The sequence below is a fragment of the Rhodanobacter panaciterrae genome (assembly GCF_014651895.1).
In the GTDB taxonomy this organism is placed as follows: domain Bacteria; phylum Pseudomonadota; class Gammaproteobacteria; order Xanthomonadales; family Rhodanobacteraceae; genus Rhodanobacter; species Rhodanobacter panaciterrae.
This window is the reverse complement of the sequence record NZ_BMXT01000001.1, coordinates 921,302-946,660: the sequence shown is the minus strand read 5'-3', so window position 1 is coordinate 946,660 and position 25,359 is coordinate 921,302. Positions and strand designations below refer to the sequence as shown.

Annotated in this window: 21 protein-coding genes; 7 read left to right on the top strand and 14 right to left on the bottom strand. The window is 64.8% G+C overall.

What is annotated here, in order from left to right:
- Positions 1-157 precede the first annotated feature (157 nt).
- Positions 158-739, top strand: a complete 582-nt coding sequence (locus IE071_RS04345; protein ID WP_189439909.1) for a TetR/AcrR family transcriptional regulator — start codon at positions 158-160, stop codon at positions 737-739.
- Entirely contained in the window at positions 723-2,132 is a 1,410-nt protein-coding gene (locus tag IE071_RS04340; RefSeq protein WP_189439908.1) for a nitrilase-related carbon-nitrogen hydrolase, read from the top strand. The genes IE071_RS04345 and IE071_RS04340 overlap by 17 nt, the downstream gene beginning before the upstream one ends.
- 6 nt (positions 2,133-2,138) lie before the next feature.
- Here the strand turns inward: IE071_RS04340 and IE071_RS04335 are convergent, their stop codons facing one another.
- Positions 2,139-2,531 (bottom strand): hypothetical protein, encoded by a 393-nt coding sequence (locus IE071_RS04335; protein ID WP_189439907.1) that lies wholly within the window; start codon positions 2,529-2,531, stop codon positions 2,139-2,141.
- A gap of 50 nt (positions 2,532-2,581) precedes the next feature.
- Between IE071_RS04335 and IE071_RS04330 the strand changes: the two genes are divergently transcribed.
- Positions 2,582-3,865, top strand: a complete 1,284-nt coding sequence (locus IE071_RS04330) for an alkaline phosphatase family protein (protein ID WP_189439906.1) — start codon at positions 2,582-2,584, stop codon at positions 3,863-3,865.
- Positions 3,866-3,920: 55 nt separating this feature from the next.
- Here the strand turns inward: IE071_RS04330 and IE071_RS04325 are convergent, their stop codons facing one another.
- The 6 genes from IE071_RS04325 to IE071_RS04300 all read right to left on the bottom strand — a co-directional run bounded on the left by IE071_RS04325 (position 3,921) and on the right by IE071_RS04300 (position 12,163).
- Positions 3,921-5,207 carry an MFS transporter gene (locus tag IE071_RS04325; RefSeq protein WP_229792741.1) on the bottom strand — a complete coding sequence of 429 codons (1,287 nt, stop codon included), beginning with the start codon at positions 5,205-5,207 and terminating at the stop codon, positions 3,921-3,923.
- A 73-nt stretch (positions 5,208-5,280) separates the two neighbouring features.
- A complete protein-coding gene (locus IE071_RS04320; protein WP_189439905.1) occupies positions 5,281-8,289 on the bottom strand; it encodes a glycoside hydrolase domain-containing protein in 3,009 nt (1,002 codons plus the stop codon).
- Between the two features lie 101 nt (positions 8,290-8,390).
- Entirely contained in the window at positions 8,391-9,392 is a 1,002-nt protein-coding gene (locus IE071_RS04315) for a multidrug resistance efflux transporter family protein (RefSeq protein WP_189439904.1), read from the bottom strand.
- A gap of 182 nt (positions 9,393-9,574) precedes the next feature.
- Positions 9,575-9,979, bottom strand: coding sequence for a DoxX family protein (locus IE071_RS04310; protein ID WP_189439903.1), 405 nt, complete (start codon positions 9,977-9,979; stop codon positions 9,575-9,577).
- A 112-nt stretch (positions 9,980-10,091) separates the two neighbouring features.
- Positions 10,092-11,465, bottom strand: coding sequence for a HAMP domain-containing sensor histidine kinase (locus IE071_RS04305; RefSeq protein ID WP_189439902.1), 1,374 nt, complete (start codon positions 11,463-11,465; stop codon positions 10,092-10,094).
- The gene (locus IE071_RS04300) at positions 11,462-12,163 is read right to left on the bottom strand and encodes a response regulator (protein WP_229792740.1); all 702 of its coding nucleotides are present in this window, start codon (positions 12,161-12,163) and stop codon (positions 11,462-11,464) included. The genes IE071_RS04305 and IE071_RS04300 overlap by 4 nt, the downstream gene beginning before the upstream one ends.
- 134 nt (positions 12,164-12,297) lie before the next feature.
- Here IE071_RS04300 and IE071_RS04295 point away from each other — a divergent pair, with 134 nt between their 5' ends.
- Entirely contained in the window at positions 12,298-12,804 is a 507-nt protein-coding gene (locus IE071_RS04295; protein WP_189439901.1) for a Spy/CpxP family protein refolding chaperone, read from the top strand.
- Positions 12,805-12,886: 82 nt separating this feature from the next.
- Here the strand turns inward: IE071_RS04295 and IE071_RS04290 are convergent, their stop codons facing one another.
- Both IE071_RS04290 and IE071_RS04285 read right to left on the bottom strand, forming a co-directional pair.
- Positions 12,887-13,054, bottom strand: a complete 168-nt coding sequence (locus IE071_RS04290; protein WP_189439900.1) for a hypothetical protein — start codon at positions 13,052-13,054, stop codon at positions 12,887-12,889.
- A 109-nt stretch (positions 13,055-13,163) separates the two neighbouring features.
- On the bottom strand, positions 13,164-14,534 hold the full coding sequence (locus tag IE071_RS04285) for a formimidoylglutamate deiminase (RefSeq protein WP_189439899.1): 1,371 nt from the start codon (positions 14,532-14,534) through the stop codon (positions 13,164-13,166).
- 91 nt (positions 14,535-14,625) lie between these two features.
- Between IE071_RS04285 and IE071_RS04280 the strand changes: the two genes are divergently transcribed.
- From IE071_RS04280 to hutI, 3 genes are read left to right on the top strand one after another with little or no spacing between them, the layout of a single operon-like run.
- A complete protein-coding gene (locus IE071_RS04280; RefSeq protein WP_189439898.1) occupies positions 14,626-16,185 on the top strand; it encodes a bifunctional GNAT family N-acetyltransferase/carbon-nitrogen hydrolase family protein in 1,560 nt (519 codons plus the stop codon).
- A gap of 45 nt (positions 16,186-16,230) precedes the next feature.
- The gene (locus IE071_RS04275) at positions 16,231-17,709 is read left to right on the top strand and encodes a chloride channel protein (protein WP_189439897.1); all 1,479 of its coding nucleotides are present in this window, start codon (positions 16,231-16,233) and stop codon (positions 17,707-17,709) included.
- 25 nt (positions 17,710-17,734) lie between these two features.
- Positions 17,735-18,997 (top strand): imidazolonepropionase, encoded by a 1,263-nt coding sequence (gene hutI, locus IE071_RS04270; protein WP_189439896.1) that lies wholly within the window; start codon positions 17,735-17,737, stop codon positions 18,995-18,997.
- Here hutI and lpxK read toward each other — a convergent pair.
- From lpxK to IE071_RS04245, 5 genes are all read right to left on the bottom strand, one after another.
- Positions 18,934-19,935, bottom strand: a complete 1,002-nt coding sequence (gene lpxK / locus IE071_RS04265) for a tetraacyldisaccharide 4'-kinase (RefSeq protein WP_189439895.1) — start codon at positions 19,933-19,935, stop codon at positions 18,934-18,936. The genes hutI and lpxK overlap by 64 nt on opposite strands.
- A gap of 9 nt (positions 19,936-19,944) precedes the next feature.
- Positions 19,945-21,735, bottom strand: a complete 1,791-nt coding sequence (msbA, locus tag IE071_RS04260) for a lipid A export permease/ATP-binding protein MsbA (protein WP_189439894.1) — start codon at positions 21,733-21,735, stop codon at positions 19,945-19,947.
- The gene (locus IE071_RS04255) at positions 21,732-22,163 is read right to left on the bottom strand and encodes an ExbD/TolR family protein (RefSeq protein ID WP_189439893.1); all 432 of its coding nucleotides are present in this window, start codon (positions 22,161-22,163) and stop codon (positions 21,732-21,734) included. The genes msbA and IE071_RS04255 overlap by 4 nt, the downstream gene beginning before the upstream one ends.
- A 10-nt stretch (positions 22,164-22,173) precedes the next feature.
- On the bottom strand, positions 22,174-22,827 hold the full coding sequence (locus IE071_RS04250; protein ID WP_189440894.1) for a MotA/TolQ/ExbB proton channel family protein: 654 nt from the start codon (positions 22,825-22,827) through the stop codon (positions 22,174-22,176).
- 102 nt (positions 22,828-22,929) lie between these two features.
- The gene (locus tag IE071_RS04245; RefSeq protein WP_189439892.1) at positions 22,930-25,239 is read right to left on the bottom strand and encodes a DNA internalization-related competence protein ComEC/Rec2; all 2,310 of its coding nucleotides are present in this window, start codon (positions 25,237-25,239) and stop codon (positions 22,930-22,932) included.
- Positions 25,240-25,359: the final 120 nt, after the last annotated feature.

Below are 25,359 nucleotides of genomic sequence, written 5' to 3'. Positions count from 1 at the left end.
ATTACCAGCTTCGCTGTTGAAAAACTCCTCCGGCCTGCGCCGGAATGACGACTTTGGGGGCGCAAGGCCGCTAGATCCTACTCGGCTCTGCCCGGCCCGGCCTCCTCGGTTTTTCACGATATTGACGCTGTGAAAACTTCATGTATACACTGTATACATGAAGAAACTCACCACGCCGGAAAAGATCCTGCGCGCCGCGCACAAGCTGTTCGATCGCGAAGGCGCCGACGCCGTCAGCATGCGGCGCGTCGCCGAGCTGGTCGGCATCACGCCGATGGCGATCTACCGGCATTTCCCGAATCGCGAGGCGCTGCTGAAGCGACTGTCCGACGACAGCTTCGACACGGTCGCGCATGAATGGGAAGCACGTGCGACGCATCCGGACGTCCTCAAGCGCCTGCTCGCCTTGCTCGAGCCGTATCTGAATTACGCGCTGGAGCATCCGCACCTGTTCGACCACGCGTTCTCGGTGCGCCGTGACGATGCGCGGCGCTTTCCCGAGGATTTCCGCGCACGCCAGTCGCCCACGCTCAACGTGGTTGCCGATGCGGTCGCCGAGGGCGTGCGGCTTGGCGTGCTGAAGCAGGACGATCCGTGGGACGTGGCGATGTCGCTGTGGGCGCACGCGCACGGCCTGGTCGCGCTATATCGCGCCGGCCGCTTCAGCTACGACGAGCCGAAGTTCCGCAAGTTCTACTTCGAGTCGATAGGGAGACTGATTGATGGCATCAAGGCTTGATCGTTTCGCGCTGCCGGCGTGGCTGGCAGCGACCGCACTGGCCGCGCTGGGCTGGTGGTTCGGCAGCGGCGTGCATCCGCTGTGGTGGCTGACTTGGCTGGCACCGTTGCCGGTGTTGTGGCTGGCGCCACGGGTTCGCGCGCGCTGGGCGGTGCTGGCGGCATTCGTCGCGTATGCGATTGGCGGGATCAATCAATGGGAGTACCTGCACGGGTATATCGGCCTGCCACTGGCGGCCATCATCCAGGCTGTCGGCACACCAGCCCTCTTGCTCACCTTGTGCGTGCTGCTGTTCCGGCGACTGTTGCTGCGTGGTCATGTGCTGGCGGCGACGCTGGCACCGCCGGCGTTATGGGTTGCCGTCGAATACATCAACAACCTGCTCTCGCCACACGGCACGTTCTTCAACGTCAGTTACACACAGCTGGATGCACTGCCGATCATCCAGATCGCCGCCATCACGGGCCTCTGGGGCATCGGTTTTCTGGTGCTGCTGCTGCCGGCGGCGATCGCTGTGCAGACTGCACAGCAGGCTTCGAAGCGTGGCCGCATGATGACTGCCGCGATCACCGCATTGCTGTTCGCGACCACGCTCGCCTATGGCTGCTGGTGCTTACAGGCTCCGGCCACGACGACGATCCGCATCGGCCTGGTGTCGTTGCAGGAGCCGGGACGGTCTGCCGCAGACTTGCAGACACGGGATGCGCATTACGTGGACGCAATCAAGCGTCTCGCGGATGCCGGCGCCCGCATTGTGCTGACCCCGGAAACATCCTTCGCCAGCGACGACACCCATCTTCCTGCCTTTGTGGAGCTGGCGAATCAGCGAGAGCTGACCGTGGGTATCGGCGTCGATTCCACGAGCGATCCCCGCGCCGAACGTAACATGCTGATGGTGTTCCAGCCGGGTGCCATGTCACCGGCCACCTATAGCAAGCATCATCTGCTGGTCGGCTTCGAGCAGTACGTTCCGGGCGACAGCTACACCCTGCTTGAAGGCACGCCACGGATCGGACTGGCGATCTGCAAGGACATGGATTTCCACGACACCGGCCACGCCTATGCCGCACGCCACGCGCAACTGCTGCTGGTGCCCGCATCGGATTTCACTATCGATGGCTGGCTGCACAGCCGCATGGCGATCATGCGCGGTGTGGAAAGCGGTTTCGCCATCGCGCGTGCCGCCCATTCCGGCCGCCTCACGCTGAGCGACGACCGTGGCCGCGTGCTGGCCGAGGCTTCCAGCGAGAAGCACAACGCCGAGCTGGTGGGCGAGCTGCCGCTGCGCGAGACGCATACGCTGTACGCGCGCTGGGGCGACTGGTTCGCGTGGCTGGATCTGGCCGTCCTGATCGTGCTGCTGGGCCTGGGCCTGCGTCCGCCGCACCGCTGAAAATGATCAGCCGCTATGGGTCGCTGCCGGCAGATCCTTTGGCACCACCCGCGGCAACGCCGGCGCATCACGTTCGCGGTCGAGCAGGTCCTGCTGGCTCGCGCGATCACGCGCCTGTCGGGCACGGTCGGCATCGTCGAGCTGCTGCTGACTGCGCGGGTCGTTCGCTGTCGGGCGCTTCGCGTTATCGGCCACGCCCTGACGCAGTTGCTGTTCGAGCTGGCTTTTCTGCAATTGATCGCGCGTCTGCTGCTGTTGCGCAGCCTGCTGGAACTGCAGGCTCGACGATTGCGTGGTTGATTGCCACGCACAGGCCGCGCCGAGCGGCGCCAGCGCCAGTACGCCGGTCAACAGCGTGCGCAGCAACGGATAATGCAAAACGACACGTGTAATGGTCATGGCGGTGCGCGATCATGTGGGGATGGCTTTTGCATCGTAGGACCCCCCATATGAAAATCCTGTTTCGTGTATTGCTGTGTACGCTCACGGCATTCAGCGCCGGTTGCGCTACCCAGCAGCCAGCAACGCGAACATCCGTTGCGGCAACGACCAGCCAACCCGCGCCGCTGCTGCTGATTTCGATCGACGCGTACCGTTACGACTACCTCGACCGCGGGCTCAGCCCGACCCTGGCGATGCTGGCGAACACCGGCGTGCGGGCGGCGGCCATGCAGCCGTCGTTTCCGTCACTGACCTTCCCGAACCACTACACCATCGTCACCGGCCTGCGCCCGGATCACCATGGCATCGTCAACAACACGATGTTCGATCCCGTACTCGGCAAGTTTGCGCTGGCCAACCGCCAGGCCGTCAGCGATGGCCGCTGGTGGAACGAAGGCACGCCGATCTGGGTCACCGCCGATCAGCATGGGCTGCGCACCGCGACGATGTTCTGGCCCGGCGCCGAGGCGGATATCCACGGCCAGCACCCGGATGAGTGGATGGCCTACGACGGCAAGATCACGCCGGATCAGCGCGTGGATCAGGTGCTGACATGGCTGGACCAGCCAGCAGCCCAACGCCCCGCGTTCCTCACCCTGTATTTCGATGCGGTCGACCACGCCGGCCACGCGAACGGTCCGGACTCGCCGCAGGTGAACGATGCGCTGCGCGAAACCGATGCCGCGATGACGCGACTGGTGCAGGGACTCAAGCAACGCGGCCTGTTCGACAAGATCAATATGATCGTGCTGGCCGATCACGGCATGGTCAGCGCGCCGGAACAGAACAACGTGATGATCGACCAGCTGATTCCACAGGATCAGGTGCAGACGGTGAGCATGGGCATCCTCGCCGGCTTCAATCCGAAGGACGACAGCGCGAAAGCCGCCAGCGACTTCGCCGCGATCGAACGCCAACTCGAACAGCCGCAGCAACATATGCGCTGCTGGGACAAGACCCGCGTACCGGCACGCTTCGTCTACGGCAGCAATCCGCGCGTGCCGCAGCTGTTGTGCCTGGCCGATGTCGGCTGGCGCATCACCACCACCGACTATGCCGCCAGCCACAAGGGCACGGTCAGCATCGGCGAACACGGCTACGACAACGCCGACCCGCTGATGCAGGCCATGTTCGTGGCGCACGGCCCTGCGTTCCGCGTCGGCGCGAAAGTGCCGGCCTTCCCGAACGTTGATGTCTATCCGCTGATGACCCACCTGCTCGGCATTCCCGCTGCCGCGAACGACGGCGACTACGACGCGGTGAAGGACATGCTCAAGCCAGCAGCGCGCTGAGCCTTTGCCCCCTCCCGACCTCCCCCTGCTCGCAGGGGGAGGAGCAAAGCGAGCGCTACGGCATCGCGCCCTTGCTCATCGGTGTCGGCGGCGTCGCCACATTCACCAGCGGCGCCAGACGGAACAGGCGCAACGCGATCAGCAAGCCGGCCAGCACCAGCGCGCCGACGAACAGCGCCACGCCGTTCCAGCCATGCGACGCATAGAACAACCCGCCGCTGGCACCGGCGATGCTGGAACCCATGTAGTAGCAGAACAGATACACCGACGAGGCCTGCGCCTTCGCGGCACCGGCGCGCCGGCCGACCCAGCTGCTGACGATCGAGTGCCCGCCAAAGAAGCCGAACGTCACCGCGACGATGCCGAGCATGATCAGCCACAGCGGTTGCATCATCGTCAGCACCACGCCAACCAGCATCAATGCGAACGCCGTCCACAACACCTTTCGCCGCCCAAGCTGACCGGCCAGATGGCCCATCCACGCCGAGCTGAAGGTGCCGACCAGATAGATGCCGAAGATCAACCCGACCACCGCCTGGCTCAGGTTGTACGGCGGCGCCAGCAAGCGGTAGCCGAGATAGTTGTAAACCGTGACGAACGCGCCGAGCAGCAGGAAGCCCTCGACGAACAGCCACGGCAGGCCACGGTCGCGAAACATGCCGGTGAAGCGCCCCAGCACCACCCGCCAGCGCAACGGCTGCACCACGAAATGCCGTGACGGCGGCAACGCGCGCCAGAAAATCAACCCGGCCAGCACACCGATCACGCCAACCACGCCCACGCCGAAGCGCCAGCCGAAGAAGTCGGTCAGCACACCAGTGATCAGGCGCCCACCCATGCCGCCGACGGCGCTGCCGCTAATATACAGGCCCATGCCGAGACCGATCGACTCGACATCCATCTCCTCGCCGAGATACGTCATCGCCACCGCCGGCAAACCGCTCAAGGTCAGCCCGAGCAAGGTGCGCACCACCAGCAACGCCGGCCAGTTCGGCATCATCGCCGTCACCAGCACCAGCAGCGCCGACGACAGCAGCGACGCCACCATCACCGACTTGCGCCCCCACGCATCCGACAGCGCACCGGCAAACAGCATCGCGAATGCCAGCACGCCGGTGGTCAGCGACAACGACAACGCACTGACCGCCGCACTCACGCCATAGTCGTGACTGAATTCCGGCATTAACGGCTGCACGCAATACAGCAGGCCGAACGTGGCAAAGCCGGCGGCAAACAACGCGAGGTTGGTGCGGCGGAATGCAGGTGTGCCGTGGTGGATGTACGTGGCCGAGTCATCATTCGCTGATGAAGTTGCCACGGTAGATTCCTGACCTTGTTGCATTGAGCTTGCCGGCTTCGAAGTGTTTCGATTCGACAAGGATAAGGCCGGCGTCATTTCCCTGCAGGAGGCAGCACTATTCCAGGATCAGCAACCAGCCCTTGCCCGGCTCCACCGGAATTGCATCGCCCGGTTTGAACTCGGCAGCCGGCTGGAAGCCTGCCACTGCCGGCGCTTTCAACGTGGCGTTGCCGGGTTTCAGCCCGAGCGCCTTCCAGTCGATCTGCAATTTCACCGTGGTGCTCTGCGGTGCCCATGAGGCCAGCGCGATCAGTGTCTGGCCGTGGCGTACGTAGCTGGTCGCCAGCACATCTTCGCGGCCGGTTTTCACCGGCGCATCATGGACCCACCAGCCGATCATGTCGGCCTGTTCGATGCCGAAGCTGTCCCACAGCTGCCACAGCGGGCGCGGGTCGCTGCCCTTGGACCAGCCGAGCCGGCTGGTCATGCCGAACAGCATGCCGCGCCAGGGATTGCCGTCGTTCTGCAGCATCTCGCCCATCAGGCCGTACGGAATGCCGGACATCTCGGTGAGCCAGTAGCTGGGCGAAGTCTTCTCGTAGTCGAACTCCTCACCGAACCACAGCCGGTCGATGTACGGGAACAGCTCCATGTAGAGCAACGCGCTGTTGATGTATCCATCGCGCGCATCGAACTGGCTGGCCGAGTGCAGGTCGATCAGCGGATGCGGCCGATGTGCCTGGAGTACCTTGCGCACGCGTTTCATCGTGGTGCGGTCGTAAGCCACATCATCGAGGTAGAGCCCATCGATGCCGACATTGCGCGCAAGCCAGTCCAGCCCCTCGATGTAGTAGTTGTTCCAGCGGCTCTGGCCGGAGTCGATCACCGCCGCGTCACGATTCTCCGGCACGTGCCAGGCGGCGATGTAGTCACCGTCGAGATGCTCCTGCAGCCAGGAGAAGCCACCGCCTTTGCCGCCGCTGATGATCTCGTGGCCAAGCGATTCGAGCATCGGCAGTTCCGGTGCGCGATCGGACAGTTCGCGGATGGTGTCGTAAATCTTCACTTCCATGCCGCGCTGGTGCGCCGCGTCGATGTATGCCCGCATCGCATCCGCTTCGAGGAACGGGTAATTGATCCACGGATTGATCGGCGTGGCGTGATGGATGTTCACCACGTTCGCGCCGTCGGCCTTGATCGTGTCCAGGTCGTCGTACTTGTGGAAGTAGCGTTCGGCGAAATGCTCGGCCGGCTTGATCGTCTTGAACGGGGTGATGCGCATGACCACGTCGTAGCGCAGCACCTGTCCTGCCGCCATCGTGCGCGGGCCGCTGAAAGCGTTGACCAGATAGCGCACGCCATCGCGCTTGAACGTGATGCCGCCTTGCCCGGCGTTGTCCCACGAGGTGGGCATGCGCAGCGGCTGCTGGTGATAGAAGTTGGTGTTGAGCGGGCGCAGATAGTTTTCATCGCGCAGGTGGAACTCCAGCCCGGCATTCACCGCGCCAATCCATGCGCCGTCCTGGTTGTTCTCGACGTTCCACTTCCAGTTGAAGTCAGCGGGCGCATGGTCGCCGGTGCGGCCCAGGCCCAGCTCGTACTGCGCGGTGTCGCCGCGCAGCGGCATCTCCAGGCGAATGTCCTTCAGCGTGACGGCCTGCGTGGCTTTCAACGCGATCGTATAGCTGAGCGTGCCGTCCGCTTCGAGGCTGGCCGTCACCTCACCCTGCAAGGGACCGGCATCGCCGGCGACCTGCCAGTGCACCTTGGCCGGACCATCGACCTGTACATTCGGCAACGATGTCGCATGCAGTGCGTGGGTGCCGTTCGCATCCTGCACCAGCAATTGCATCGGCGCGGCAAGCAGGGCGCGCGGTTGCTTCGCGAAACCGGTCATGCGTTCATCGAAGCGGCTTTCGATCTGCGCCGGCAAACCGCTGTTGGCCAGCTGCACCTCCCGCCCGAGGATGCCGAGCTGTGCGCCGTGGACCGTCACCGCAGTGAACGGCTTCACCAGTGTGTTGTCTTGCGCCAGCGTGGAGTTCAGCCAGCGCAGCCGCGTGAGCTTTGATGGATCGTCATCGCCATGCGCGACGGCGTTGCCTTCGCCCACCGTAATCACCAGCGGCACGGTCTGCGCCGACACGCCATCGGCGCTGATTGTCACCGCGCCGCGATACTCACCCGGCTTCGCATCGGCGGGAATATCCAGTCCCATCCACAGCGGCTGCACGCGTCCCTTCGCCACGTCGACGCGGGTGCTGAACGGCTGGCCGGTGAAATCGACGCCCCCCTGGTTGAAGCTGGTCAACGCGCTGGCCGGCAGGATCGCGCCGTCCGGGCCGTGCAGGTCGGCAAACGCCACCTGCACGTGGTCGAGCGCGGCACTCGGTGCCCACAGCCCGATCTGGAAACTCAGGTACTCGCCACGCAATGCCTGGTCGGCCAGTTCACCACCTGGTCCGCGCTGCGCCCAGCGCTGCGGCAATTGATCGAACATGCGCACCGGATAGGCGCGCGTCTCGGGAAACAACCACAACACTTGCGCGGGATGCGCGGCGAGCAGCTGCTGCACTTCCGTCGGCGTCGCCACCCGCTCCATCGCGGTATACGCATCGAAATCGCTGACACCTTCGTAGCGCAGCACCGGGGTCGCCGGCAGCTTGCGCCAGTGCGCGGCATCATGGCCGGTCTTGCTGGCCCAGCCGGCGTCGGCGGTGTCTTTCGGCGTGGCGTAGTTCACCGTCGGGTAATTGCTGCGACCGTTGCTGAGGTACGGCTGGTAATAGACCGCATAGACACCGACCTGGCGCGCCTCGAACACCAGCTCGCCGCTGGCCTGGTCGATCGCGCCGCGCAACACGTTGGCGACGACTTTGCCGTCCGGCCCGGTAACGATCACCGCCACCTGTTCCGGATGAAGATCGCGGCGACGCCAGGGAATGACGACATGTACGGCATCGGCCGGCTTGGTCACCTGCACGAGGTAGCGATGATTGCCATAGCGATCCGCGTCCCAGTGCAGATGCGCAGCGGAGCCGAAAGTCTGCGGCTGCGCCCACAACGCGGCGCTTGCACCCAGCAACGCACACGCCAGCAGGCATGGAAATCGTCGTTTGCTCATAGCTTGCGGAAACTCTTGCGGTCCTGATCGAAACCAATATGTAACTTGATTGATCACAAATCACAAGCAAATGAATGCAATGAAAACAAATTGAAGAATTCTCAGGCGCTACGATCGCTGCGCAAGGCACGCACCGCTTCATCGTTGCCGGCCGCGCCGCGTCCGCTGACCCAACCGAACAACGCGATGCCGACGATGATCGCCAGCGCGCCGAACAGTGCATAACCGTGCGGCCATGCCTCGTCGAGAAACAGCACACCAAGCAAGGTGGCAAACAGCAGCTCGGCCGCTTGCATCGCCTCGACCGCGGCCAAGGCGGTCGGCTCGCGCCGCACCATGTCGGTCGCGCGAAAGAACATCACCGTGGCGATGGTGCCCGACGACAGCGCCACGCCACCGGCCAGCAGCGCTTCGCGCAGGGTCGGCGGTCCGATCGTGCACCAGGCAATGACGGCGAACAGCAGCCACAGCGGCCAGCTGCACAAGGTCATGCCGAACACGCGCTGCACGGCGTTGATATGGCTTTCGCCTCGCTCCATTTGGGCATGCTCCAGATGCAGCAACAGCTTGCGGTTACCCAAGGGATAGGCAAACGCGGACAACACCACCGCGCCGATCGCCAGCCAGTCACTTGCATGCAGCTGACCTTGCGCATGCCCCCATTGCAGCGCGAACACACCAGCGACAATCAGTGCACCGATCGCCAGCGTGCGCCACGCCAGCTGGCGTCGCTCGTCGCGATAGATCAGCGGCGCCAGTAGCGGTCCGGCCAGCACGGTGGTCTGGAAGCTGCCGGCGATCAGCCACGACGGCCCGCTGCTGGCCGCCCAAGTCAGCGGAATACCGAACAACACGAAGCCGACGCTGCTCCAAAGCAGCCACGTGCGCGGATGCCGGCGCAGTTCGCGCGGCAATTCGCCGAGTCCGCCCTGCAGCGGCAGCACCACGGCCAACAGCGGCAGCGTGATCAGGTAACGAAGGATCACCGCCCATGCCCAGTGGCCGCCACCGGCGACCAGGCTGCGATTGAGCACGTAGGTGAGCGTGAAGAACAGCGCCGAGCACAGCGCCAACCCCACGGCAGCAAGAGCATTCGAACGCATCGCGACCCATCGGGCAAAGATTCGAGTGTGGCAAATCACGCGACGCTTGCGTAGCGCCTCATCGCAGCTGCGCGACACGGTTGATGGATGCCGTCGACGGCACGGCCACGATGCCATTGGCGAACGCCACCCGACGAAGGCTGGCGTTCGCCACGATCAACAAGTCGGAAATGAAAAGCCCGTCAGTTCCAGCGGCCGTTGCTGCCGCCCATGCTGAAACGGCCGGCACCCAGCAACGCGATGGCCAGCGCCGTACCGAGATACATGCCTTGCAGCTCCAGCGCCCAGCCGCCGGTATCGGCCAGCGAGGTGAGCTGGGCCAGATGCACCAGCGCCAGCGCGACGATCATGTTGATCACGATGATCAACGCACCGATCCGCGTCCAGAGACCCAGCAACAGCATGACCGGCGCCGCCACCTCACCGATATAGACCCCGTAGGCCAGAATCGACGGCAGGCCGGCGTGAGCCACCACACCAAGCACATAACCGGGCCCGTGCATCAGTTTGGAAACACCGTGGAACAGGATCAGCACACCCAACACAACACGTAGCACCAACTTGCCCAGATCGGTGGAACCTTGCATGGGAACTCTCCAGAGCTGACTCGAAGGAAACCGTCGTCGACGGTGCGCACTGCCACGACAATCTAATCCGATTGCGCGTCCCCGCACAGGGCGCCCCACTTCAAGCCGCCTCTCACACCAGCGCATTCGCCCCAGCAAGCGGCAGGCGCAGGCGCACGTCCAGACCGCCGCCATCGCGATTGTTGGCGGTCAGCTCGCCGCCGTGGATCTTCACCACCCGCTGCACGATCGCCAGACCCAGTCCATGACCATCCGCACGCACCGCGTTGCTGCCGCGGAAGAACGGGCGGAACAGCGATTCCAGCTCAGCCTCGGGCACACCCGGACCACGGTCGTGGACCGAGACCTCAGCGATGCCATCGGCCGCATGTACCTGCAGTTCCACCTCGCCAGCCGCGGCACTGAACTTGATCGCGTTGCCGAGCAGGTTGTCCAGCGCGCGCTCTAGCAACGACGCACTGCCGAACACGATGACCGGCGTGCCGGGCGAGGTCAGCCGCAGCTCGACATGCCGGGCCTGCGCTTCAAGTTCGGCCTGCTCGACGCAGCCGCGCACCAGCTCGACGAGATCCAGGTTGTCGCAACTCATGCCGGGAATGCTGCCTTCCAGTCGCGACAACGCCAGCATTTCACCGGTCATGCGATCCAGCCGCACGATCTCCAGCTCGGCCTGATGGAAATACACATCGGCCTCGGCCGCATCACGACTGCGCTGCGCGAGGTCGAGGATCAAATGCAGCCGCGCCAGCGGCGAGCGCAACTCGTGCGACAGATCCTGCAGCACGCCGCGATCGTGCGTGACCAGCGCCTCGATGCGTTCGGCCATCGCGTCGAAATCCTGCGCGAGCTGGGCAAGCTCATCGTGCGCCATGCCGCCTTGCCGACCCACCCGCGTAGACAGCTCGCCAGCGGCCATGCGTCGTGTGGCGTCGCGCAATGCCTCGACCGGCGTGGCCACACTGCGCGCCACCCACCAACCGACCAGCCCGATGAACAACAGCGACAGCGTCAGTTGCACGCCGAGCAGAATCTTCGCGCGGGTCTGTGGGCGCAGCCGCGTATGCGTACGGCTCAGCGCCACGAGATGCCGCACATGCCCGTCGCTGCCGACTACCTGCTGCACGGAAAGATAGAGACCCGGCCGAGGCTGCAACAGGATGTCGCGTCCGGCATCGAACCAGGCCGGCAGCGATGCCTGGATCGACGACGGCAGCCGCACCGGCGACAGCGCCTGCCCTTTTTCGTAAAGCGTGACGTCGATGCCTTCATGCCGCTGCTGCGCCACCCAGTTGGCGAGCGCCGGTGCACCGCCGCCTTCGTAACTCTGGTTGGCGTCCTGCGCCAGCGCGGTCCAGTTGATCTCCACCGCCGTGGTGTACTCGATGAAGCGCTGGGTCAGAAAGCTGCCGAGAAACAGCACCAGCAGGTTCGCCACGCAGAACCAGATCAGCAGACGCCAGTAGATCGAGCTCTTGAACGGATTCATGACGCACCCGCAATCATCAGGTAACCCGAGCCGCGTACCGATTCGATTCGCGGGGATTGCTCCGATGCTTCCGCCAGCTTGTGGCGCAGGCGGCTCACGTGCACGTCGATGCTGCGATCGAAGCGCTCCAGTTCACGTCCCAGCGCGATGCGCGTCAACGATGCCTTGTCGACCAGCTCACCGGCGCGCTGCGCCAGCGCCAGCAAAAGCATGAACTCGGCACCGGTCAACACCAGTTCCTGCTCGCCGATGAAGGCCCGACGATCGCCGGGCTGCAAGCGCAATGCACCCACCTGCAAATTGGCTGCGGTAGCCGGTGCGTTGCGCCGCAATTGCGCACGCACGCGCGCTAGCAATTCGCGCGGCAGGCACGGCTTGGACAGGTAATCGTCCGCGCCAAGCTCCAGGCCGATCACCCGATCCACCGGCTCGCCTTTCGCGGACAGCATGATGACCGGCAAACGATGCTGCATGCGCAGTTCGCGCAGCGTGTCCAAGCCATCGCGGCCGGGCATCATCACATCGAGGATCAGCAAGTCGGGCCGCAGGGCCGGGTTGCGCAGCTGGGTCAACGCCGCTTCGCCGTCATGCGCGAGATCGACCACGAAACCCTCGCGCTGCAGGTACTCGGCCAGCAGCCGGCACAGTGCGCGGTCGTCGTCGACAATCAGTATTCGTGGCACGGGAGCTGTCTGCATGGCTTCCATTCAATCGGTGCGGCGTGACGAACTCCACGGGCTTTACGCATCTTTACCTTCCGGCAAAGAACATACACACGCCATTGTCGTCAAATGAGTTGCAAGTCCTCCCCCCAACGACAGAGGTTCCACCCATGCGCAAGAACATCACCCTCGGCCTGATCCTGACTTCGGCCATGGCCCTCACCGCGATCGCCGTGGCGGCTCCCGCCGGACAGGATGCTGGCATGGGCCATGGCCATCATTCGCACCGGCATGGTCAGGGCATGGGCTTCCAGAAGCTCAACCTCACCGATGCGCAGCGCGCCAGCATCAAGCAGATCATGCAGAGCAGCTTCGCGCAGAACAAGACGCAGTGGCAGGCACTGCGTCAGCAACGCAGCGCGTTCGAGTCGATGACGCCGGACCAGGTGGGTTATCAGGCGGCAGCGGCCAGCCTGGCACAGGCAGAAGCCGCCGCCACACAAGTCCGCGTGCAGCAGAAGGCCAACGTGCGGGCGCAGATCTACGCGGTGCTGACGCCGACACAGAAGGCGCAGATGGCCACGATGAAGCAGGAGAAGCAGGCACGCCGCGCGGAGTGGAAGCAGTTCAAGGCGCAGCACGCAGCGTCCTCGTCGAGCTCGTCGACCGCCCAGTAAGCCAATGAAGCTGTGACTGGACGGCGCCAGCAGAGATGCTGGCGCCGCTTTTTTTGTGAAGACCGGCAGATCGAACAACGAATCAGCGATAGCGATAGTGGCCGCCTACCCATATGTGACTCGGCCCCCAGTAGCCGGGCACCCATACGCGGACATGGCCGCGCGGCGGCACCACCACGCAACCCGTCATCGCGAAACTGCTGCCGATCACGGCGGCGGCGATGAGACAGCAAGAGATGAATCGACGCATGGCACTCTCCATTGAGGGGATGTGCCATGGGAAACGCCATCGCCGGATGTGCCGATGACCGTCGCCGCCAGCCACGATGGCTGGCGTTCATGTTTTCAGCAGCAAGGGTTCAGCGTGCGGCCAGCGCACTCACCGTCGCCCGATAGCGCACGGCGATACGCGCCTCGTCGTGATGACGGAAATCGCGCACCACCCATTCACCGCCACATATCACGTCGCGCACCAGCGGTGTATTGCCGGCAAACAGGAAGCTGTCCAGCATGGAGCGGGCATCCCGCGCCGCCAGCAACGGCGAGTTTTCATCCAGCACGATCAGATCGGCACGCGCGCCGTTGTACAACTCGCCGACCGGCAGGCCGGCAGCCTGTGCGCCACCCTTCAACGCCGCACGCCACAAGGTTTCACCTACGCTGACGCCCTGCGTGCGTGCCGCGATATTGCGATGGCCGCTGGTCAGGCGCTGGCCGTATTCCAGCCAGCGCAGCTCTTCCACCGGCGAGATCGAGATATGCGAGTCCGAACCGATGCCGAGTGTGCCGCCAGCGTCCTGATACGCGGTCAGCGGAAACAGACCGTCACCGAGATTCGCCTCGGTGGTGGGACACAGCCCGGCCACGGCACCACTACGCGCGAGCTGCACCGTCTCCGCGTCAGTCAGATGGGTCGCATGCACCAGGCACCAGCGTGCATCGATGTCGGCATGTTCAAACAACCACTCCACCGGACGCGCGCCACGCGTGGCGAGGCAGTCCTGCACTTCGCCGATCTGCTCGGCGATGTGGATGTGGATCGGGCAGGTTTTGGCCACGTCGCTGGCAAGCACTTCACGCATCGCCGCCTCCGGCACGGCGCGCAATGAATGCAGCGCGATACCGATTCGCAGATCATCGTTCTCATGCTTGCGCAAGGTTTCCAGCAGGCGCAGATAGCCGTCCACGGTGTGACCGAAACGGCGTTGCCGCGCGGTGAGCGCGCGACCGTCGAAGCCGCCGCTGATGTACAGCACCGGCAGCAGGGTCAGTGCGATGCCGGCTTCACGTGCGGCTTCGATCAAGGCCAGCGACATCGCCTCAGGCTGCGCGTACGGCGTACCGTCCGGCTGGTGATGCAGGTAATGGAATTCGCAGACCTGGGTGTAGCCGGCCTTGAGCATCTCGACGTAGAGCTGGGCGGCGATTGCCTTGAGTTCGTCCGGGCCGATCGCGGCGGCGAACGCGTACATGGTTTCGCGCCAGCTCCAGAAGCTGTCGTCGCTGCGCCCCTTGCGCTCGGCCAGTCCGGCCATCGCGCGCTGGAATGCGTGCGAATGCAGGTTCGGCATGCCGGGCAGCACCCAATGGCCGATCGACTCGCTGGCAGCAGCCGTCGGATCGAGCAAGCGCCCATCCGTCGACACACCCAAGACCGCATTGGCTTGCCAGCCATCGGCACGCCACAGTTGCCCGGCATTGAGGTGGCGAATGGCGGTGCTGTTGCTCATGATGCGGCTCCGGTCAACGATGTTGTGCAGTGTAACCGGTGGATAAAAGCGCCTTCACCCGAATATTCGGTGGCCTGTGCATAATCATGCTATGGCCAAGAAACCTCACGAAAACACCCCGAAACTGCTGCTGCGGCAGGCCGTGCTGGCGGACGTGCCACAACTGGCTGACCTTACCGCGCGGATCTACTCCGAAGAATGGGGTCATTCGGTGGAGATGCTGCGCTCCCAGCAGACGCACTTCCCCGAAGGCCAGTTCGTGGTCGAGTACGAGGGACGGATCGTCGGTTACTGCGCCACGTTCCGTATCGACGAAGCCACCGCGCTGGCGCCGCATACCTGGATGCAGATCACTGGCGGCGGCATGGGCTCGCGCCACAAGCCCGACGGCAACTGGCTGTACGGCATGGAAGTGGTGGTGCACCCGGATTACCGTGGCATGCGCATCGGCCAGCGGCTGTACCAGGCGCGCAAGCGCTTGTGCATGGATCTGAAGCTGCGTGGCATCGTGTTCGGCGGCCGCATCCCGGGCCTGGCGAAAAACCTCGCACGCTACGGCAACGCCGAGGCGTACGTGCAGGCGGTGACGGAAGGCAAGCGGCGCGACCTCACGCTGAGCTTCCAGCTGGCCAATGACTTCGAAGTGATCGGCCTGCTGCGCGCCTATGTGCCATCCGATCACGAGTCGCTCGGCTACGCGGCGCATCTGGTCTGGCGCAATCCGCAATTGCTCGACCAGCCGGACATCCCGCCGATCACGTCGGCGCGGCTGCTGCCCGATTCGGTGCGGGTGGCCTCAGTGCAATACCAGCAACGCCGGATCACCTCGTTCGAGCAGTTCGCCACCCAGGTCGAATACTTCACCGACATCGCCGCCGACTACAGCGCCGACTTCGTCACCTTTCCCGAACTGATCACGCTGCAACTGCTGTCGATCGAGAACACCGAGCTGTCGCCGGTCGAATCGATCCGCAAGCTGAGCCATTACACGCCGCAGGTGAAGGAACTCTTCAGCCGGTTGGCCGTGCACTACAACATCAACATCATCGCCGGCACGCATCCGACCGAACAGGCCAACGGCGATATCCACAACGTCTGTTACGTATGCCTGCGCGATGGCTCGATCCACGAGCGCGAGAAGCTGCACCCGACGCCGAGCGAACGCAACGTATGGAACATCAGCGGCGGCGACAGCGCGGCGACTGTGCTGACCGACTGTGGCCCGATCGGCGTGATGATCTGCTACGACGCGGAGTTTCCCGAAGTGGCGCGGCACCTGACCGACCAGGGCGCTCTGATCCTGTTCGTGCCGTTCTGCACCGACGTGCGCGAGGGTTACCTGCGCGTGCGCTACTGCTCGCAGGCGCGCGCGATCGAGAACCAGTGCTACGTGGTGCTATCGGGCAACGTCGGCAACCTGCCCGGCGTCAACAACTTCGACATCCAGTACGGCCAGAGCTGCATCCTCACCCCCAGCGATTTCGGCTTCGCCCGCGATGGCATCGCCGCCGACTCCACGCCGAACATCGAGACCGTGCTGTTTGCCGACCTGCGGCTGGAAACCCTGGCACGCGCGCGCAACGCCGGTGCCGTGACCAATCTGAAGGATCGCCGCTTCGATCTGTACGAGACGCGCTGGCGGCCGCGCTGAGAGATGGCGTGCCGGCTATAGCGCCCGGTCTGCGATAATCGTTGCATGTCCGAGCTACCCGAACCTGCCTCGAAGTCGTCGAGCCCGCGTCTGCAGGCCTTGCTCGGCCATGAATTTTTCGCCCCGCAGCACTGGAAACGTCGCCTCGTGCTCTGGTTCGGCGCGGTGCTGGTGGCCCTGGCCGCGATCCTGTTCGCCAAGGCCAGTACATGGGCCTACCAGCTTTTTCAAAGCGTCCTCAGTCACGGTTCGTGGATTCCGCTGATCCTGACGCCGGTCGTGTTCGGCCTGCTCGCTTGGATTACCGAAGGACGCCTGCGCGCCACCCGCGGCAGCGGCATCCCGCAAGTGATCGGCACCCTGCACATCGAAGACGAAGGCTTTCGCGCCCACATGCTGGCGCTGCCGATTGCCGCCGGCAAGATGGTACTGACCCTGATTGCGCTGGCCGTCGGCGCCTCGATCGGCCGCGAGGGCCCGACCGTGCACGTCGGCGCCGGCCTGTTCTATTCGCTCGGCCGGCGCTTCGGCTTCACCGATCCCAAGGCTGCCTCGCGTTTCATCCTTGCCGGTGGCGCCTGCGGTATCGCTGCGGCCTTCAATGCCCCGCTGGCCGGCGTGGTGTTCGCGATCGAGGAACTCGCCGGCACCTTCGAGCATCGTTTCAGCGGCCTGCTGCTGACCGCGGTGTTCATCGGTGGCGTGGTGTCACTCGGCATCATGGGCAACTATTCCTATTTCGGTAGGGTGCAGGCCGATCTTCCCCTGGGTCATGCGTGGCTGGCGGTATTGCTGACCGGCATCATCTGTGGCCTGTTGGGCGGCCTGTTCGCGCGGCTGATCTTGCTCAGCCGGCACGGACCGCTGGCCTTGGTCGGTCGATTGCGTGCGCATGCGCCGGTGTTGTTCGCGACCGGTTGCGGACTCGCGCTGGCGCTGATCGGGCTGTTCTCGCACAACACCGTCTACGGCACCGGCTACGACCAGGCTCGGGCGTTCGTGCAGGAAGCGGCGGTCACGCCGGGACATACGTTCGGCATCGCCAAGCTTGCGGCGAACGTGGTGTCGTACTGGGCCGGCATTCCCGGCGGCATCTTTTCACCGGCACTGGCGGTGGGCGCCGGACTCGGTCACAACATCGCCTATTTCCTGCCGGATGTACCGGCCAGTGCGGTCGTGCTGCTGGGCATGAGCGCGTATCTGGCCGGCGTCACCGGCGCGCCGCTGACCTCGGCGGTGATCGCGATGGAGCTGACCGACAATCAGGCCATGGTGATCCCGATCATGGCCGCCTGCCTGCTCGCCCGCGCGGCGGCCTCGCTGTTCTGCCCGACGCCGGTCTACAAGGATTTTGCCGAACGGATGGTGCAGGACTTCGAGCATCAACAAGCTGGCCATGCTGAAAACGCCGAGAAGACCCGACTGGAAACCGAGGCGCTGCAGCACGCCGGCAGCACCAGCGCCTTCGACGAACCGGCTGCGCCCATCGACGACATGGACGATGATCCATCCAGCAAGACATGAACGCAGTCACGGAGTCACCGAAAACATGAGCGAACCCCGCTGGGATCGACTGCTGCTGAACGCCACGCTGGCGACGTTCGTCGGCGACGCGCCGTACGGCCTGATCGAGCATGGCGCGATCGCGCTGCACCACGGCCGCATCGCCTGGATCGGTGGCATGGATGCGTTGCCGGATGCCCCGGTAGCGCTGGCCAGCGTGGTCGAATCGCTCGATGGTGCACTGGTCACGCCGGGGCTGATCGACTGCCATACCCATCTGGTGTTCGGCGGCGATCGCGCGCATGAATTCGACTTGCGCCTCAATGGCGCCAGCTACGAAGAGATCGCCCGCGCCGGTGGCGGCATCGTCTCCAGCGTCAACGCGACCCGCGCTGCCAGCGAGGAGCAACTGTTCGCGCAATCGCTGCCGCGCGCACGGGCACTGCTTGCCGACGGTGTGACTACGCTGGAAATCAAGTCCGGCTACGGTCTCGACCTGGAAACCGAACGACGCATGTTGCGGGTCGCGCGACGCATCGGCCGTGAACTCGGCATGACCGTGCGCACCAGTTTTCTCGGCCTGCATGCGTTGCCGCCGGAATACATGGATCGACGCGACGCCTATGTCACGCATGTCTGCGACGACATGCTGCCCGTGCTCGCCGCCGAAGGTCTGGTCGATGCGGTCGATGCGTTCTGCGAGAACATCGGTTTCAGCCGCGAGGAAACCCGTCGCGTGTTCGAGTGTGCGAAGCAACTCGGCCTGCCGGTGAAACTGCATGCGGAGCAATTGTCCGATCAGGATGGTGCCGCGCTGGTCGCCGAGTTCGGCGGTCTCTCCGCTGATCATCTGGAATACCTCAGCGAATCCGGTATCCGCGCGATGGCCAGCGCCGGCACTGTCGCCGTGCTGCTGCCCGGTGCGTTCTACGCGCTGCGCGAAACGAAACTGCCGCCGATCGCCTTGCTGCGCCAGCATGCGGTACCGATGGCGATCGCCACCGACTGCAATCCCGGCACCTCGCCATTGTTGTCATTGCGGCTCGCTGCCGGCATGGCCTGCACGCTGTTCCGGCTGACGCCCGAAGAGGCACTGCGGGGAGTTACCGTCTACGCCGCCCGCGCGTTGGGTCTGACTGATCGCGGCACTCTTGCGGTGGGCCAGCGTGCCGATCTGGTGGTATGGAATGCGCGCCGACCGGCCGAGCTGTGCTACTGGATCAGCGGCAGCCTGGCCCGCAAGATCTATGTGGCCGGCGAAACCGTCTCACGCCGCAAGCCTTCCAACCGCTTGTCCAGCGCGTCGTAAAAGGCCTGCGGCAGATCCGCCTGCACCGGCGCCCGCCACCAGTGAGGCTGGGCGAAGCGCCTGCATTTGACCGCATCCTTGTCGGTCATCAGCACCGGCAGGTCATCGGCGAAATCCAGCTCCGTCGCCACGAATTCGTGGTGATCGGCAAAGGCATGCTCGATTGGCTCGATACCTGCGGCTCGCAGGCTGTCGAAGAAGCGCCGCGGATTGCCGATGGCGGCCACCGCATGAACGCGCTGACCACTGAAGCTGGCCAGCGGCTGAGTTCGTCCGTCGACCAGCGCAACGACATCGCCACCGCGCAGCCGCATCGGGTATTCGCCGTCTTCGGCGATGCCGCCGTTGCAGACGCGCAAATCCACCCGCTGCAGCCGGCTCAGCGGCTCGCGCAGCGGCCCGGCTGGCAGCAGCCGCCGATTGCCGAAACGGCGCACACCGTCGATTACGCAGATTTCCACGTCGCGCGCCAACCGGTAATGCTGCAGGCCGTCGTCGGCGACCAGCACATTGCAGCCTGCGTCGAGCAACAGTTGCGCCGCCGCAGGGCGATCACGCCCTACCGCCACCGGTACGCCACTGGCGTGGATCAGGCAAGGCTCATCGCCGACTTGCGCCGGATCCGGTTTCTCAGCGAGCAGCAGCGGTTCGCGCTGACTGCCGCCATAGCCGCGACTGACCACGCCGGGCCGATAACCGCGTGCACGCAAGGCCGCGACCACGGCGATCGTCAACGGCGTCTTGCCGGTGCCGCCCACGCTGAGGTTGCCGATCACGATGACCGGCGCCGGCAGACGCACGCTGCGTAATACGCCAGCCCGATAAAGGCCACCGCGCAGGTGGATCACGCCGCCGTAAAGCACCGCCAGTGGCCACGTCCACCATGGCGCGCGGCCACCGGCGTACCAGGCTGATTCGAGCGTGTCGATCAGCGCCATCGGCAGTCCTCAGTCGCCAGCCTGTTGATGAGCGTGGTCGTGGAACTGCATGCGATGCAGCGCAGCGTAATGTCCGCCCAGCGCCAGCAGCTCGGCATGCGTGCCGCGTTCGACGATGCGGCCCTGATCCATCACCGCGATCTGGTCGGCGCCTTCGATGGTGGACAGGCGATGGGCGATAACCAGGGTGGTGCGGTCCTTCATCAGGCGTTGCAGGGCCTGCTGGATCAATCGCTCAGATTCGGTATCCAGCGCGCTGGTAGCCTCGTCCAGCACCAGGATCGGCGCGTTCTTGAGGATCGCGCGGGCGATCGCAATGCGTTGGCGCTGGCCACCGGAAAGCATGTTGCCGCTCTGTCCGATCTGGGTGTGGATGCCTTTCGGCATGCGCGCGATGAACTCCATCGCGTTGGCCGCCTCGGCGGCGGCGATGATGTCCGCCTCGCTGGCGCCAGCCAGTTCGCCGTAGGCGATGTTGTCGGCCACGCTGCCGTCGAACAGCACCACGCTTTGCCCGACCCAGCCGATCTGCCGGCGCAGCGAGGCCAGCGTGTAGGCCTCGTAATTCTGGCCGTCCAGCATGATCTGTCCGTCGCTGGGTGCGTAGAAGCGCGGCAACAGGCTGACCAGGCTGCTCTTGCCGCTACCGGAGCGACCGACCAGGGCGGTCACCGTACCCGGCGCGCAATGCAGGTCGACGCCGCGCAGGGCTTCAACCTCGCTGCGCGGATAGGCCAGCCGGATGCCGTGCATCGACAGCTCGCCGCGCGTGCGATCCAGCACCAGCGTGCCGTGATCCGGCTCGGGCGGCAGGTCGATGATTTCGAACAAGTCCTCGGCCGCCGACAGTCCACGCTGGATATTCGCCTGCACATTGGCGAGCCGCCGCAGCGCCGGCAACATCATGCCCATCGCCGTCAGCACGGCCACGAACACGCCTGCCGACATTTCATTCAGCACTTGTGGCCGTGTACCCATAAACACCAACGCGGCCAGCGCGCAGGCGGCCACCAGCTGGATGGTGGAACTGGATGTTGCATTGGTCGCCGCGATCTTCAGATTCAGCCCGCGGGTGCGTCGGGTGACCTCATCGAAGCGTCCGCTCTCATGGGCCTGACCACCGTAGACCCGAACCTCGCGATGCGCACCGACCGACTCCTCCACCGTGCCGGTGACCGAACCCATTGAACCCTGAATCCGTCGGCTGATCTGCCGGTAGCGTCGACTGACCACGGCAGCAATCAAGGCGATCGCCGGCACCATCACCAGCAACACCGAAGTGAGATAGATGCTGTTGTAGAGCATCACGCCGAGCATGGCGATGACGGTGAAGCCGTCGGTCACGACCGTCTTTATGGCATCCGTCGCTGCAGCGGCCACCTGTTCGCTGGTGTAGGTAATGCGGGAAATCTGCTGCCCCGACGGTTCGGCACCGAAAAACGCTGCCGGCAGTCGCAGATAGGCATCGAACACATCCTGCTGGACCGCCTGCACCACATGGCGACCCATGTACGAAATGCCGTAACTGCTGACGAAGGTGCCGATTGAACGCACCAGAAAAAGGGCGATGATCCAGATCGGCATCCAGAAAATCAGATAAGGATCTTTCTTGGTAAACAGCTCATCGGTGATGAGTTTGAACAGGTCCGTGAAAATCGCCTGGCCGCCGCCATCCGCCAGCATGCCAAGCATCGAGATCAGGCCCACCACCCAATAGCGCCGGGTATAGCCGAGCAGACGCCCATAGACCCGACGGGTCTCCGCGTCCCAGATCGATATCTTCTTGGGCTTGTCGCTCACTGCGCGGCGCCCGGCTTGCTCGGTGTCGTCGCGATCGACAGCTTGGTGAAACCGAGCTGGCCCAGCGCATCCATCGCGGTGACCACGTCCTGATGCGGCGTCATCGCATCGGCGCGGATCGTCACCTGACGCTCGCGATCGGCACCGGCGTTGCGCGCGATGGTCTGCTTGAGCGGCTCGATGCCCTCGCCCAGCACTTCATCGCTGCCCACGTAGAAGTGGCCATCGCGGTCGATCATGATGGTCAGCGCCGGAGCATTCATGTCGCGATCCTGCGTGCTCGCCTGCGGCAGGGTCACCTGCATGCGCGAATGCTGCACGAACGTACTGGTCAGCACGAAGAACATGAGCAGGGTCAGCAGCACGTCGATCAACGGAATCACGTTGATCTCGAAATCATCCTGGCGGCGGTCGTTGCCGATACGCATCGGTGCGTGCTCAGCCTGCGCCCGGCGCGGTTGGCATCGGCGTACGCCGTGGCCGCACCGGTGTCGCCGCCACGGGGGGCGCAAGGGTCAGATCGTCGAGCAAGGCAGTCGCCTGCTTTTCCATCTCCACGCAATAACCCGCCACACGCGAACGGAAATAACGGTGCAGCACATACGCCGGAATCGCCACGGTCAGGCCCGACGCGGTGCAGATCAGTGCCTCACCAATGCCACCGGCCATCTTGGCCGGATCGCCGATGCCGCCGGCCATCACTTCCATGAACATGCGAATCAGGCCGATCACGGTACCGAACAGACCCAGCAGCGGTCCGATCAGCGCGATCGTGCCCAGCGTGTTGAGGTAACGCTCCATCCGGTGGATCACGTGCCGGCCGGTGTCCTCGATGCGCTCCTTTATCAGTTCGCGTGGCTGCTTGCGCACGGCCAAGGCAGCGGCCAGCAATTCACCGAGCGGCGAACCGTTCGACAGCGTTTCGAGATGGCTCGGGTCGAGCTGACCGGCACGCGCCCACTGGCGCACCTCGTCACCCAGACCCGGCGGCAACACCGACTTGCGACGCAGGGTCCAGCAACGCTCCAGCACGATCGCCAGGGCAATCGCCGAACAGATCAGGATGGGCACCATCGCCCAGCCGCCAGCCATCAGAATTTCCAGCACTTTTCGACCCACCGCACTGCCTGACAAGGAGCGCGCATGATAGCAGTCTCGCCCCGCCGTACTGCGGCAGGCGTGGCATTCCTCGTTTCACTCGCGCCAGTAGCGCGGCTGCCGCTGGCGCCAGCCCGGCCCGCGCTGCGGCGGGGCATCCGCCGGGAAGTCCAGCGAGATCGCGCCCCGCTCGGCCGTATTGAACACTGGCACATGGGCTTCGGCATAACGCGCCAGCACCTCCGGCTTGGGATGGCCGAAGCGGTTGCGCCAGCCCGCCGAGACCAGCGCCAGCGGCGGTTGCACTGCACTGATGAAAGCCGCGCTGGACGAGGTCTTGCTGCCGTGATGCGGCACCAGCAGCACCGGTCGCATCCCTGGATCGAGCCTGGCGGCCACCTGCGGCTCCATCTTCGAACTGATATCGCCGGTCAGCAGCAAGCGGCCGCCACGCCCCTCGACCAGCAACACGCAGGAGCTGTCGTTGTCGCGATCACCGCCGCCTTCGGCCGGGCTCAACACCTGAAAGCGCACGCCATCCCACTGCCACGATTGTCCGGCGACACACTGGCGCATCGGCAGCTTCATCCGCGCCATGCGCAATGGTTCGCCGGTATAGCGCAACGCTTGCGGAAACGCGTTCACGACCGCCTCCGCACCGCCGGCATGGTCGTTGTCGCCGTGACTGATCATCAGCATGTCCAGCCGCGTGATGCCCAAAGCATGGATCGACGGCAGCACCGCCGCCTCGCCTAGATCGAAACCGGACGGATAGCGCGCGCCGGTGTCGTACACCAGTACATGATCCCGAGTGCGCAGCAGCACCGACAGGCCCTGCCCCACATCCAGCACCCAGACCTGGAACGCGCCTTCGGCCGGCAATTGGCGCGGTGGCCACAGCAGCGGCAGGAACAGCAACACACCGAACCAGCGCAACGGCAGGCCGCGCGGCAGAAATAGCCACAGCGCGCCCAGTACCGCCAGCAGCAACGCCCACGGCTGCACGGTTGGCAGATACCAGTGCGCACCGGGCCAATCCGACATCTGTTCCAGCAGCCACCATTGCGCGTGCGCCAGTTGCGCGGCCAGCCACAGCACCGGTGTGGCCAGCGGCGGACACAGTCCCAGCAGCAACATGCCGCATAGCGCACACGGCACGATCACGAAACTGACCAGCGGCACCGCGATCAGGTTGGACAACGCGCCCACCAGCGAGGCCTGCCCGAAAAACCACAAGGTCAGCGGCAGCAGCGACACCGTCATCACCATCTGCCCCGCCGACAGTTCATGCAGGAACGCGCGCAAGCCGCGGCCACGCGACTGCAGGCACAGCATCAGGAAGGCCACGCCGACGAACGACAGCCAGAACCCGGCGGCCAGCACCGCCAGCGGGTCGAACAGCAGAATCGCGATCATCGCCAGCGCCAGCGATTGCGCGCCGCTGCTGCTGCGCCGGCTGCAGCGTGCGAGCGCCACCACGGCGATCATCAGCAAGGTGCGCACCGTCGGCAGGCCGAAACCAGCCAGCGCGCTATAGATGCCAGCGACCAGCAATGCGGCCGCCGCCTGCGCCTGCGGTCGAGGCAGCCACAAACCCAGCCGCGGCCACAACGCGTAAGCCAGCATCGCCAGCCAGACCCCGAACACCGCGGCCACCCCGACGTGAAAACCGGAGATCGCGATCAGGTGCGAGACGCCGTTCGCCCGCGCCACCTCCCAATCCGGTGGCGTCAACCCGCGGGTGTCGCCAACCGAAAATGCCTGCAACAACGCCGCGTCATGGGGGACATGCACGCGCGCCGCGATGCCACGGGCGACCGCGTCGCGCACACCATCAACGCACCAGTGCGGACCAGCCAACCGGGTATTGCCTGGGTCGTCACGCACATAGCCCGTAGCAACGATGCCGCGCTCCAGCGCCGAGCGCTCACTGTCAGCCACGCCTGGGTTGAGCAACCCGCGCGGCCGTTTCAGCCGCAGCAACAACTGCCAGCGGGTACACGGCTGCAGCGTCGGTGCATCGTCGTACCAGGACACCGTCACCCGGCCATGCAATGCGACCGGATGGCCATCCAGCGTGGCCTGTTCCACCCGCAACGTGAAACGGCTGGCATCGCTGCCGGCCTGTGGCAGATCGATGATGCTGCCGGTCACCGCGATGTCCTGACCCTCCAGCGCACGTGGCAAACGCGCTTCCATCGCCGTGGCACCATGCCATGCCGCCCAGACGATGCCGAACAACACACACGCCAGCCATCGCCAGCGCGGCCAGCGCCACGCAAGCAACAACGCCCCAAGCAGCAACAGACCGAGACACCAGCGTGGCGGCAGGTTCGGCAGCCATTGCACCAGCAGCACGCCAGCCAGCAAGGCCAATGCTGTCGTGATTGCCACCGCTCGTGCCATGCCGCGCCCCGTTCCATCGTGGATACGGTCGAGCCTAGCGTGGCGCTTGCAGCATCGAGGATGAAAAGCATGTAGGCACTCGCCTGTGCGTGGGATCGCACATGCCTTCACCGATCTGCC

Excerpts from the sequence above, each read along its gene's own strand:
- lpxK (WP_189439895.1), bottom strand. The coding sequence starts at position 19,935 with ATGGCGCTGATCGACACGCTCGAATCAGCCTGGTACGCCGGTGGCCGC.
- IE071_RS04290 (WP_189439900.1), bottom strand. The coding sequence starts at position 13,054 with ATGCGTCGATTCATCTCTTGCTGTCTCATCGCCGCCGCCGTGATCGGC.
- IE071_RS04315 (WP_189439904.1), bottom strand. The coding sequence starts at position 9,392 with ATGCGTTCGAATGCTCTTGCTGCCGTGGGGTTGGCGCTGTGCTCGGCG.
- IE071_RS04305 (WP_189439902.1), bottom strand. The coding sequence starts at position 11,465 with ATGAATCCGTTCAAGAGCTCGATCTACTGGCGTCTGCTGATCTGGTTC.
- hutI (WP_189439896.1), top strand. The coding sequence starts at position 17,735 with ATGAGCGAACCCCGCTGGGATCGACTGCTGCTGAACGCCACGCTGGCG.
- IE071_RS04330 (WP_189439906.1), top strand. The coding sequence starts at position 2,582 with ATGAAAATCCTGTTTCGTGTATTGCTGTGTACGCTCACGGCATTCAGC.
- IE071_RS04295 (WP_189439901.1), top strand. The coding sequence starts at position 12,298 with ATGCGCAAGAACATCACCCTCGGCCTGATCCTGACTTCGGCCATGGCC.
- IE071_RS04245 (WP_189439892.1), bottom strand. The coding sequence starts at position 25,239 with ATGGCACGAGCGGTGGCAATCACGACAGCATTGGCCTTGCTGGCTGGC.
- IE071_RS04285 (WP_189439899.1), bottom strand. The coding sequence starts at position 14,534 with ATGAGCAACAGCACCGCCATTCGCCACCTCAATGCCGGGCAACTGTGG.
- IE071_RS04255 (WP_189439893.1), bottom strand. The coding sequence starts at position 22,163 with ATGCGTATCGGCAACGACCGCCGCCAGGATGATTTCGAGATCAACGTG.
- IE071_RS04280 (WP_189439898.1), top strand. The coding sequence starts at position 14,626 with ATGGCCAAGAAACCTCACGAAAACACCCCGAAACTGCTGCTGCGGCAG.
- IE071_RS04345 (WP_189439909.1), top strand. The coding sequence starts at position 158 with ATGAAGAAACTCACCACGCCGGAAAAGATCCTGCGCGCCGCGCACAAG.
- IE071_RS04320 (WP_189439905.1), bottom strand. The coding sequence starts at position 8,289 with ATGAGCAAACGACGATTTCCATGCCTGCTGGCGTGTGCGTTGCTGGGT.
- IE071_RS04275 (WP_189439897.1), top strand. The coding sequence starts at position 16,231 with ATGTCCGAGCTACCCGAACCTGCCTCGAAGTCGTCGAGCCCGCGTCTG.
- IE071_RS04335 (WP_189439907.1), bottom strand. The coding sequence starts at position 2,531 with ATGACCATTACACGTGTCGTTTTGCATTATCCGTTGCTGCGCACGCTG.
- IE071_RS04325 (WP_229792741.1), bottom strand. The coding sequence starts at position 5,207 with ATGCAACAAGGTCAGGAATCTACCGTGGCAACTTCATCAGCGAATGAT.
- IE071_RS04340 (WP_189439908.1), top strand. The coding sequence starts at position 723 with ATGGCATCAAGGCTTGATCGTTTCGCGCTGCCGGCGTGGCTGGCAGCG.
- IE071_RS04300 (WP_229792740.1), bottom strand. The coding sequence starts at position 12,163 with ATGCAGACAGCTCCCGTGCCACGAATACTGATTGTCGACGACGACCGC.
- IE071_RS04250 (WP_189440894.1), bottom strand. The coding sequence starts at position 22,827 with ATGGCTGGCGGCTGGGCGATGGTGCCCATCCTGATCTGTTCGGCGATT.
- IE071_RS04310 (WP_189439903.1), bottom strand. The coding sequence starts at position 9,979 with ATGCAAGGTTCCACCGATCTGGGCAAGTTGGTGCTACGTGTTGTGTTG.